At 76.8% G+C, this 220-nt stretch carries 1 protein-coding gene; it reads right to left on the bottom strand.

Features of this window, described 5'->3' with window-relative positions; translation table 11 throughout:
• A partial coding sequence (locus QWY29_RS20770) for a TIM barrel protein (protein ID WP_300963106.1) occupies positions 1–220 on the bottom strand: 220 nt, incomplete at both ends.

The following is a 220-nucleotide window of genomic DNA, read 5'->3' as shown; positions in this document are numbered from 1 at the left end:
GTGGCGGTCCTTGAAGGCGCCGCGCACGTCCATCGAGTCATTGGCGTGGACCAGGCGCAGCCGGCCCTCGCCCGCCACCTCGACGAGCCGGTCGAGGGTCGCGGTCGCGCCGCCCGGCGCGGCGAGCGGCGCCCCGGCGGCGAAGACGTGGCAGGTGTCGAGGCAGACGCCGACCCTGGGGTGGCGGTCGAGCGCGTCGAGGTACGCCGCGAGGTCGTCC

Source organism: Nocardioides abyssi, from assembly GCF_030412915.1.
Classification (GTDB): Bacteria; Actinomycetota; Actinomycetes; order Propionibacteriales; family Nocardioidaceae; genus Nocardioides; species Nocardioides abyssi.
This window is presented reverse-complemented; position numbering and strand designations above follow the sequence as displayed.